A 10,534-nucleotide genomic window follows, 5' to 3' on the forward strand; every position below is an offset into this window, starting at 1 on the left:
CCACCTGCTCGCAGGCCCCCACCGCACCCCCAGGGCAATCCCGGTCCAGCCGACAGGGCTGCCGACACCGCAAGGCCGCGCCCGACGACAGGCACACGCTACACGGCGAGCAGTCCATCGAGTTCTCGCAGACCTCCCCCACCGACACCGGCGTGCCCGAGCATGCCTGGACGCACAGCCCGTCCGGGGAACACTGGTAGCCCGGCTCGCAGAGGCCACCACCCGCGTTCGGGTTGCACTTCTCCTCGCACCGCATCCGCTCCCGGGGACACCCCGCGAACGTGGGACAGTCGAGCGAGTCCGTGCACGCCTCTCCCAGTCGAGGACCCACGACACACGCATCATTCGAGCACCGTCGCCCGCCCCGACACGCGAAGTCCGACACGCACGTCAGCGTGCACTTCGAGTCCTCGCAGGCCGCGGCCGGGTCCGCGCACTCACACGCCCGCGAACACGTGCCTCCCACCGCCACCGTGCTCGAACACCCCGCGTCCGGCGTCCCGCACCCCGTGCCCGTACAGCCTCCATCCGGTACACCGCACCCCGAGCCCGTGCAGCCCCCGTCTGGCACCTCGCACGCGGCACCCGTGCAGCCCCCGTCCACGGGCGTCGTCACCGGCACACAAGCAGTCAGCGGCTCGCCCGCTTGAGGCACCGCGCCACAGCCGTATCCCGAGCGAGCACAGTCCTCACCACAGGCTCGCAAGCACTGTCCCAGCCCCGTCGCGCACACGGTGCCTCGAGGACAGTCCCGCGCCTCGGAGCACTCCCGCAGGCAATACCCACCTGGGAAGCCCAGGCCGCAGGTGAGGCCCTCGCCACACTCCGAATCCGCGCCACAGGCCTGCCCCACCCGCTCGGCGTCCACGGGCTCGCAACCTCCCCGCACACAGACCTGTCCCTGGGAACACTCCTGGGACTCGTCACAGCGGATGCGGATGTCGAGCGGACAGCCCGGCGCGACGAGCAACACGAGCACGGGCAACAACGAGAGCGGAAGAAGGCGGCGCATCACCAAGGCCCGGTCGACTCTATGCGGAGGGACGCTCGAAGCGCAGCCCCTACACAGAAGGGCCCCGTGTCCCCCGACTCGGGAACACAGGGCCACCTCCGTCCGCTACATGCAGGCGCCCATGACGCCGGGCGCGGCGAAGCACTGGCCGCTCTTGCAGTGCGCGTTCTCCGTGCACGGGAAGCCGAAGGCCCCAGGGCTGCAGAACCCCAGGACGGCGCCGACGACGGGCTTCACGCAGCTCCACGACGAGGGGCAGTTCGAGTTGTCACGGCAAATCCCCTGCATGCAGAAGCGGCCCTTGTTGGCCAGGTAGCCGTCGTTGCACACCGCGCCGCCCAGGCCCGTGGGGCAGGCACCGTCCTCGGCGCACGGCGCGAAGCTGGCGCAGTACGGCTGCCGCGAACCGTCGTCATCCGGGTCCAGACAGACGGAGTAGTTGTCACAGCCGTCCTTGAAGTCGCTCGTCTCCGGATTGCACGAAGGCGGGTTGGTCGGAGGCGCCAGGCTGCACAGGCCCTCGATGCAGACCTGGTTGCTCAGGCACTGGCTGTTCGAGGTGCACGTCGGCACGTTCTTGCTCTTGCAGTAGGAGGCCAGGGTGCCCGTGTCCTCGGCGTCGCAGTACTGGTCCGCCGCGCAGTTGGCGTTCGACTGACAGCCGAGCGCACACAGGCCGTTGAAGCAGAACTGCCCGGAGGGACAGGCCTTGCTCGCGCTGCACAGCGCGGCGTCCTGCTGGCTGGGGTTCTCGTCGGGCCCCCCGCCGTCATCGTCCTTCGTGCTGCCACAGCCCACGACCGCCAGCGCCAGGAACAATCCCATCACGACATGTTTCATGTGCGTCTCCCCGAGGTTCGGTTGCACCGTGGCGGCTCTCCGCCAGCGTGCGATGGGCAGCCCCATCGCAACGTGCGTGCCGCGGCCTCGCGAGACACCGAAACGCCCCGATTCCACGGGGTTGCGTGACGTCCCAGCCCCGACGAGGGCCCGGCGCCAGGGGAAACGTGCCAGGACTGGCACGCGGAACAGGCCTCCCTGGGAGGCGGCCTGTCAGTCCCCCTCTCCCAGGTAGCGGAACAGCGAGCGCAGGCCGATGCCCAACGCCGCCGCCGCGTCCTTCTTGCTGCCGCCACAGCGGGCAATCGCCTCGCGCACGTAGCGCTGGACGAACGCCTCCCGCGCGTCCTCCAGGGGAATCATCGGCGTGGCGTCACCGCCCAGCTCCAAATCCTCGGGCCCCAGGAGTTCGTCCGTGGCCAGCACCGCCGCGCGACGCACGCGCGACGCCAGCTCCCGCACGTTACCGGGGAAGGGATGCCCGCGCAGCGCCTCCGTGGCCTTCTGCGTGAAGCCTCGCGCCCTGCGCGACTCCTGCGTCAGCACATGGTGGGCGATGAGCAGTACGTCGTCGCCGCGCTCCCGCAGCGGGGGTACGTCCACGCGCACCTCTTCCAGCCGGAAGCGGAGGTCCGCGCGGAAGGTGCCTCGTCGCACCGCCTCCTCCATCCCCACGTGCGTCGCCGACACCACGCGCACGTCCACCTTGCGCGGCTGGTGCTCACCCAACCTCGTCACCTCGCGCTCCTGCACCACGCGCAACAGGCGCGTCTGGAGCGACAAGGGCATGTCTCCAATCTCATCCAGGAAGAGGGTGCCACCGTCGGCCGCCTCCACCAGCCCCGCCCGCTCCGCACCCGCGCCGGTGAAGGCGCCGCGCGCATGGCCAAACAACTCGCGCTCGATGAGGCTCTCCGGCAGCGCCGCGCAGTTGATGGCCACCAGTCGTCCGCGCCGCCCGCTGCGCCGGTGGAGCGCCCTCGCCACCAGCTCCTTGCCTGTCCCCGTCTCTCCTTCGATGAGGACGTTGAGCGGCGTGGGCCCCAGCCGCTCCACCTGCCGGTACAGCGCGCGCATCGACGGAGACTCGCCGATGAGCCCCTCGAACGTCGCCGCTTCGATGCGACGGGTGAGGCCCTCCACCGTCGCGCGCAGCTCCGTCAGCTCGCGCCGGGTCGACAAGAGCAGCGCCGTCAGCGCGGAGAGCGCCATGGCCTCCTCCAGCTCCACCGCCGAGAAGGCCGGGGCGCCCAGGCGTCGCCCCAGGTACACCACCGACAGCGGCACCGACTCCACGCGCAGCGGCACCACCAGCGCCGAGCCCAACCGCAGGGCCTCCAGGCTCGGTGCCCGCGCCAGCGCCGCGTCCGCTTCCACGTCCGCCACCCGCACCGGCGAGCCCGACGTCAGCACCCGGTCCACCAGACTGTCGACCACCGCCGCCTCGGGCCTGGCTCCCGTGGCGCACACCACGCGCCGGGGCCCCTCGCGCGAATCCGCGGTGACGAGGAAGCCCACGTCCGCGCCCACCACCTCGGCGAGCCCGCGCATCGCCACCTCCAACAACTCCTGGGGCGGGCGCTGCACCAGCAGTCGCGAGGACAACTCCGCGAGCACCGCCACCAGCCGGCCCTCCGGTCGCGGCGCCACCTCCGCCGCCTCACGGGGAGCGGACTCCACCGCGTCGACGAGCTCCAGCTCCACGGTGCCCACGCGGAAGCGGTCCCCGGGCTCCAGCGGCGCCAGGTCCACGCGCTTGCCTCGGACCTTGATGTCGCAGCCCTTGCCCGCGGGGGACACGCTCCAGCCTCTCGCGTCGCGGAACAGCAGCGCGTGGCTCGGCTTCACGCCGGGCGCGCTGAGCACGGCGTCGCAGGTGGCATCGGAGCCCACGGAGATGACGGGCTTGTCCAGCGGGAGACGGCGGCCGTCGGGGAGGACCAGGAGCTGGGGCATGGCGGGAGCGGACCGACTCTGTCGCATATCAGGAATGCGGAGCGCGGGCGCGTACGCGGCACGACGCTCCCTCCACCGAGTCATTGTCCAGACGCGCCCGGCTGCTATCACGGAGCCCCAGAAGGAGCTTCCCATGGCCATCGCCACCATCGACCCGACGACGGGCAAGACGCTGCGCACGTTCAACGCCCTCACCCCGGCGGAGCTGGAGATGAAGCTCCAGCTCTCGGCCGACACCTTCGACTCCTACCGTCGGACGTCCTTCGCCGAGCGCGCCCGGTGGATGCGCCGCGCCGCGGAGCTGCTGGACGCGGAGGCGGAGCGCTACGGCCGCATCATGACGGAGGAGATGGGCAAGCCGCTGGAGGCCGCGAAGGCCGAGGCCCGCAAGTGCTCCACCGCCTGCCGCTACTACGTGGCCAAGGCGGAGGGCCTGCTCAAGGACCGGCCCATCGAAGTGGGCGGCGACACCGCCTTCGTCCGCTATCAACCCCTGGGCCCGGTGCTGGCCATCATGCCGTGGAACTTCCCCTTCTGGCAGGTGGTGCGCTTCGCCGCGCCCGCGCTGATGGCGGGCAACGTGGGCCTGCTCAAGCACGCGCACAACGTGCCCCAGTGCGCGCTCGCGCTGGAGGAGCTGTTCCTCCAGGCGGGCTTCCCGGCCGGCGCCTTCCAGACGCTGCTCATCGAGACGGCCGACGTGAATCGCGTCATCGAGGATGCGCGCGTCAAGGCCGTGACGCTCACCGGCAGCGAGGCCGCGGGCCGCTCGGTGGGCGCCTCCGCGGGCAAGTCGCTGAAGAAGGTGGTGCTGGAATTGGGCGGCAGCGACCCGTTCATCGTCATGCCCAGCGCGGACCTGGACAAGGCCGTGGAGACGGCGGCGTCCGCGCGCCTCATCAACAACGGCCAGTCCTGCATCGCCGCCAAGCGCTTCATCGTCGCCGAGTCCATCGCCGCCGACTTCGAGCGCCGCTTCGTGGAGCGCATGAAGCGCGTCACCGTGGGCGACCCCATGGACCCGAAGACGGACCTGGGCCCGCTCGCCACCGAGAGCATCCTCAAGGGTCTGCACGCGCAAGTAGAAGAGAGCGTGAAGGCCGGCGCGCGCCTGCTGCTCGGCGGCAAACCGCTGGAGCGCCCGGGGAACTTCTACCCGCCCACCGTACTGGCGGACCCGCCCCCGAAGGCGCCCGCCTTCCATGACGAGCTGTTCGGCCCGGTGGCCACGCTGCTGCGCGCGAAGGACGTCAAGCACGCCATTGAACTGGCCAACGCGACGCCCTTCGGCCTGGGCGCCAGCGTGTGGACGAAGGACGCGGAGGAGCAGCGCCAATTCATCGACGGCGTCGAGGCGGGCATGGTGTTCGTCAACGACATGGTCGTCTCCGACGCGCGGCTGCCCTTCGGCGGCGTGAAGCACTCCGGCCACGGGCGCGAGCTGGCCGACCTGGGCATCCACGAGTTCCTCAACGCGAAGACGGTGCGCGTGGCCAGCACCTCCGGAGCCGAGTCGTCGCCCAAGGGCCGCGCCCTCAGCGAGTAGCCCTCAGCGCGTGCGCACCCGGCCATCCGACGGGCGGTGGACCTCCTCCAACGCCTGCGTCACCGCCTCCACCTCCGCGCCGAGCTGCTCCACGCTCTGGCGCAGGCCCAGCCCGGCGATGTCCTCGCCGGCCGCGTCCGCCGAGCGCACCCGCAGCACCTGCGCGTACAACCCCTCCAGCGTGTAGTAGAGCCGCGTGTGCTCGGCCTCGAGCCGGTCCGCCGCCGTGGCCAGCTCCGCGCGTTGTGCCCGCTGCGCGTCCAGCGCCGTCAGCGCGCCTTGCAGCCGCTCGCGCACCACCGCGTCCTTCTCCGCCGCCACGCGCGTCGACAGGCGCTCCCGCTCCTCTTCGAGCCGGCGGGTCTCCTCCGGTGTCACCAGCGCGCGCAGCTCCCGCTCACGGCGCGCCAGCGCGTGACACCCCTGGCGCAGCGCCTCCACCGTGCGCTCGGGCGCATGCACCACCTCGCGCAGCACCTCGGGCCCCTGCCCCAGCTCCGCCAGGAGCCGCGTGCACAGCGCGTCCACCCGCGCCGTCCTCGGGTCCTCGGGCTCGCCGGTGGCTTGCGGCTGGGGCGGCTCTCTCTCTGGAAGCCTGGGCCCCGCCTCCTCTTCCGGGCGCTTGAGGTAGCCCGCCGCGGCGAGGAAGAAACCCAGCGCCACGAAGACGAGCCACCACAGCCGCCGCGGCTGCCCCATCGCGATGAAGAGGCACGCCATCGCCGACGCGATGAAGGCCGCCGCCTTCGCCGGGTCCCTGGAGCGGTTGGAGCGGGAGCGACGGCCGGTCCGCACCGCCTTGCGCGACTCCCGATGAGCCTCCCGACGCCACTGCTTCTCCCACGCCCGCCGCACCTTGCGAGGCGGCAGGCGGCCCGTCTTCCGTACCCACGCCTCCACGGCCGCGTCCTCCCGCGCCTGCCCCTCCGACAGGGCGCCTTCCAACCGACGGAGACGCTCGTCCTGGAGCTGCGTGGAAGGGGGCGGAGGTGACTCAGGAATGCGGGGCACGCGGTACGATAACGACTTCCCCCCGCGACGCGGGAGGGTGAGCCTTCCGCCCACTGTCTCCTTCATAAGGGCGCGTCATTCTCAACGTGACGTTCGGTTCACCTTTGAAAATGCTCAATCGTTTGCATTCTCCCTGGAAAAGGCCCATGAGATTGCGTCCGCGGGGGGCACAAGGGGTTCGGTGTCGTGGAGACATTGGAGGACAAGGGGGAGCGGGGAGAGCTGGGACCCGAGGCCATCCGCGCCCTGCGTGGAGGGCACAGTCGCGCTGCTTTCGCCCGCATGCTCGGTGTCACCCCCCTCACCGTGTACCGCTGGGAGCTGCCGGAGTCGGCGCCCCAGGCTCGCAGGCCTCGTGGCCGGGTGGGCCAGGCGCTGCGCCAGTTGCTGGGGGCCGGTGGGCTCGCCGGCGTCTCCCGCCTGCCCTCCCTGTCCCGTCAACCCCTGCGTCCCGAGGAGAGCGTCCGGCTCCAGCCCTGCCTGGAGCGCCTGAAGCGGGCGGAGTGGCGCGCGGCGGAGGAGGAGCTCTTGGCGCTGGGAGCCTCGGGCGTGCTCAGGACGCCGGGCGCGCGGGCGCTGGCGGCGGTGGGCCTGGCCCACCTCCAACGCTGGGGCCGCGAGGACAGCCGGGGCGCCTTCGCCACGCTGCTCCCCCACCTGGGTGAAGCCGAGACGGGCCTCTTGCCGGAGTGGGTGGAGCTGCAGGTCCACGCGCTGGCGGCCAACCTCTACGCGTCACCAGACGGCAAGCTGCTCGACGTCCCCAAGTCCGACGCGCACGTCGCTCGCGCCGAGGCGCTGATGGCGGAGCGTCCGGACCCGGAGGCGCGCTGTCTCTTGCGCATGGCGCAGATGGCGGGCGCCTTCTACCTGGGCGAAATCGAACGGGTGAATCGCTACGCCGGACGCGTGGCGGAGGCGCTCGCGGGGGTGACGGACCCGGCGCTGCGCCTGCTGGCCGAGGACGTGTGCGCGCACGAGGAGTCCATCCGGGGCGAGGCCACGCAGGCCACCCGGCGCTTCCGCGAGGTGGCGCAGGGCGCGGCGCGGCTGGGCTACGCCTTCCTGGAGGCACGCAACCTCGCCTTCCTCGCGCAGCGCCGCCTGGATGAAGCGTGCGAGCCGGAAGAGGCGCTCCTGCTGGTGCGCCGCGCGCGCGAGGCCGCGTACGGCGGACGCATGGCGCGGGGCTTCTCCTTCATCTTCGCCGCGCGCGCGGAGGCGGACGCGCTGATACGCCTGGCCCGCTTCACGGAGGCGGAGACGGTGCTGGACGAGGCCGACGCCGTCGTCGAGGAGCTGAGCTGGTCGCCGCTGCACCTCGCGGTGACGCGCTCGCGGCTGTGGCTGACGACGAGCAAGTCCACGGAGCTGCGCCGGTTCGCGGCGAAGCTGGCCGCGTATGACGGCGACATCCAGCGCGGGCTCACGGGCGCCTACGCCCTCTTCGTGGAGGCCATGGCGGACCTCTCCAGCGGCCCCGCCCAACAGGCCGCCGCGGGCTTCGCCGCCGCCGGGGCCCGCGTCATGGAGCTGGGCGGCTGGCCCTACCTGCGCCGCGAGTGCCTGCTCTATGAGACGGCCGCGCGCGGCTACGCGGGCCAGCGCGAGGAGGGCCGCGCGGTGCTGCGCCGCACCCGCGCGTTCCTGGAGCGGATGCCGTCCGCGTGGCACTCGGCGCTGCTGCACCGCTTCGAGGGCATGTTGCTGGTGCTGGAGGGACGCACGCGCGAGGCCCGCGAGCTGCTGGAGGCGTCGCTGGGCACCTTCCGCCTCTCCGGCGACGTGTGCATGGCCGGCTACACGCGAAATCTCCTGGCGTGGCTGGCGAAGCACGAGGGCGACCCCGCCGCCGACGAGCTGCTGGCCGCCAGCGAGGCCGAGCTGCGCCGCCTGGGCGGGATGACGCCGCCCCCCAACTTCATCCCCGCCTCGGTGCTTCCACCCAGCGCGAGCGCTCCCGTCACGGACAGCACCTCCGTGAAGCGCCTGGGCGCGGAGGCGCTGGTGGTGCCCTTCGAGCGGCTGTCCGTGCGAGGCATGGGCGCGCCCCTCATCCAGCGCGAGCTGCTGGGCGTGTTGGAAGGGCTGTTCCCCGGCTGCGCGCCGCGCCTGGAGGAGGTGGACTCCCAGGGCCGCATCACCCTGCTGGCGGGGCTGGACACGAAGCCGAGCACGGACGAGGTGGAGTTCGGCGACGGCTGCGGACGACGGCTGCGGCTGGGTGTCGCGGGCCCGCTGCCGGCGGATGGCCGCGCGCTGCTCACCGCGCTGTCACGGCTGGGCGGCTTCGCGCTGGAAGTGGCGACCCTGCGCGGCTTCGCGATGGTGAACGTGGAGGCGCCCGGCTCGAACGAGTCCGCGCCGGAGGAGCCGGGCCGGGACGCGGAGCTGCCGGGCTTCATCGCCGCCTCGCCCTCCATGAAGCGGATGCGCGTGGAGCTGGCGCGCCTGTCCGCCAGCCGCTCCACCGTCATCGTCACCGGCGAGTCCGGCGCGGGAAAGGAAGTCGTCGCGCGAGCGCTGCACGTGCTGTCCACCCGCTCGCAGCGCCCCTACGTCGCCTTCAACTGCGCCGCCGTCCCCAAGGAGCTCTTCGAGGGACAGCTCTTCGGCTACCGGCGCGGCTCCTTCACCGGCGCGGCCTCGGACCACCCCGGCGTGCTGCGCGCGGCCCACGGCGGCACCCTCTTCCTGGACGAGATTGGCGAGCTGCCGCTGGACGTGCAGCCCAAGCTCTTGCGCGTGCTGGAGAACGGGGAGGTGTTCCCCCTGGGCGAGACGCGGCCTGTCGAAGTGGATGTGCGCGTGGTGGCGGCCACCCACCGGGACTTGAGCCAACTGGTGCGCGAGGGCCGCTTCCGCGAGGACCTCTACTACCGGTTGCAAGTCGTGCCGGTGCGGGTGCCGCCGCTGCGCGAGCGTCGCGAGGACGTGGTGGCGCTGGCGAAGCACTTCGTCCGGCAGCTCACTCCCGAGGGCCAGCAGCCGCCCGTGCTGGGACCGGATGCCCTGGCGACGCTGATGGCGCACTCCTGGCCCGGCAACGTGCGCGAGCTGCGCAACGTCATCGAGCGCTCCATGGCCTACGGGCCGCTGCCGACGGTGCTGGGGGCGGAGCAGATGCGCATCGCGGGCTGAGGGTCGAGGAATCATCCCCAACCCGCGATGCGCCCCGCCCTGTTTCCCCACACCCCTGTGGGAACCTGTCGAGGCTGAAGGAAGAGGTCACGCTCCGGGCCGGGGAGGGGGGGAACCCCGGCCCAGAGCGCAGTACTGCTTCCGAATCGATGCCTCTCAAAGAACACACCCATGGGCCAAAGAGGGGGGGAGCTTCGACCCTGGGTGCCGGGACCACTCCGAGAGCGGTCTCCTGTTCAAACCGTGTGTCGCCAGCCTCCGGAGAGGTCCGTCGCTCACTGACCATTCGTTAAGCACCATACGTGCCAGCCCTTAGTCCAATGGATCTGCTCAATGGAAATCATCCGAACGGGTAGGCAAAGGGAGCAGGTATATCCAATGGCCCGAGTGGGACATCCGGCTGGCCCTATCCGGATATGCCCTGACGCACTGCGAGCGGGGAGGCGAGCAGCGCGGCTGATGGCCCGGTTGAAACGGGATGAGGGGGCTCGGGCAGCGAGTGGGGTGGAAGTGAGTTAAGGGGGACCGCGATGACTCACGCCGCCTCGTCACGTCGGTTCCAGGCCTTCAGCGTCGGAGCGCTGGTCTTCACGCTGGGGGTGATTCTGTGGGGTGCCTTCGTCCGGGCGACGGGCTCCGGCGCGGGCTGCGGTGACCACTGGCCGCACTGCAACGGCGAGGTGGTGCCCCGCGAGCCCACGGTGCAGACGCTCATCGAGTACACCCACCGGCTGACGAGCGGGCTCGTCATGATTCTCGCGGTGGCCCTGTGCGTGTGGGCCCTTCGAGCACATGCGAAGGGGCACCCGGTGCGCAAGGCGGCGAGCTGGGCGCTGTTCTTCATGCTGACGGAGGCCCTCGTCGGCGCCGGCATCGTGCTCCTCAAGTACGTGGCGGACAACGCGTCCCTGGGCCGCGCGGTGTGGATGGGCGTGCACCTGGTGAACACGTTCCTGTTGGTGGGGGCGCAGACGCTGGTCATCTGGTTCGCGCGAGGCCGTGCGCCGCTGACGTTCCGGGGCCAGGGG

At 71.6% G+C, this 10,534-nt stretch carries 7 protein-coding genes; 3 read left to right on the plus strand and 4 right to left on the minus strand.

The window, feature by feature from the left end; translation table 11 throughout:
* The 3 genes from HUW62_RS49365 to HUW62_RS42215 all read right to left on the minus strand — a co-directional run.
* Positions 1-1,012 (minus strand): hypothetical protein (locus HUW62_RS49365; RefSeq protein ID WP_255203949.1); only part of this gene is annotated, 1,012 nt, incomplete at its 3' end.
* Positions 1,013-1,117: 105 nt separating this feature from the next.
* Positions 1,118-1,852 (minus strand): Dickkopf N-terminal cysteine-rich domain-containing protein, encoded by a 735-nt coding sequence (locus HUW62_RS42210; protein ID WP_176437648.1) that lies wholly within the window; start codon positions 1,850-1,852, stop codon positions 1,118-1,120.
* 213 nt (positions 1,853-2,065) lie between these two features.
* Positions 2,066-3,808, minus strand: coding sequence for a sigma 54-interacting transcriptional regulator (locus tag HUW62_RS42215; protein WP_176437649.1), 1,743 nt, complete (start codon positions 3,806-3,808; stop codon positions 2,066-2,068).
* Positions 3,809-3,941: 133 nt separating this feature from the next.
* Between HUW62_RS42215 and HUW62_RS42220 the strand changes: the two genes are divergently transcribed.
* Positions 3,942-5,354: an NAD-dependent succinate-semialdehyde dehydrogenase gene (locus tag HUW62_RS42220; protein ID WP_176437650.1), complete on the plus strand. Its 1,413-nt coding sequence runs from the start codon at positions 3,942-3,944 to the stop codon at positions 5,352-5,354.
* A 3-nt stretch (positions 5,355-5,357) separates the two neighbouring features.
* On the opposite strand, the gene HUW62_RS42225 is transcribed toward HUW62_RS42220, so the two are convergent.
* Positions 5,358-6,365 (minus strand): hypothetical protein, encoded by a 1,008-nt coding sequence (locus HUW62_RS42225; RefSeq protein WP_368670621.1) that lies wholly within the window; start codon positions 6,363-6,365, stop codon positions 5,358-5,360.
* Between the two features lie 186 nt (positions 6,366-6,551).
* On the opposite strand from HUW62_RS42225, the gene HUW62_RS42230 reads away from it, so the two are divergent.
* The gene (locus tag HUW62_RS42230; protein WP_163863521.1) at positions 6,552-9,506 is read left to right on the plus strand and encodes a sigma-54 dependent transcriptional regulator; all 2,955 of its coding nucleotides are present in this window, start codon (positions 6,552-6,554) and stop codon (positions 9,504-9,506) included.
* A 530-nt stretch (positions 9,507-10,036) separates the two neighbouring features.
* Positions 10,037-10,534 (plus strand): COX15/CtaA family protein (locus HUW62_RS42235; protein WP_176437651.1); only part of this gene is annotated, 498 nt, incomplete at its 3' end.

The organism is Myxococcus sp. AM011, assembly GCF_013372595.1.
GTDB classification, from domain to species: Bacteria; Myxococcota; Myxococcia; order Myxococcales; family Myxococcaceae; genus Myxococcus; species Myxococcus eversor.

What these genes read in the sequence shown, in the direction of transcription:
- HUW62_RS42210 (WP_176437648.1), bottom strand. Translation starts at nt 1,852, where the DNA reads ATGAAACATGTCGTGATGGGATTGTTCCTGGCGCTGGCGGTCGTGGGC.
- HUW62_RS42215 (WP_176437649.1), bottom strand. Translation starts at nt 3,808, where the DNA reads ATGCCCCAGCTCCTGGTCCTCCCCGACGGCCGCCGTCTCCCGCTGGAC.
- HUW62_RS42220 (WP_176437650.1), top strand. Translation starts at nt 3,942, where the DNA reads ATGGCCATCGCCACCATCGACCCGACGACGGGCAAGACGCTGCGCACG.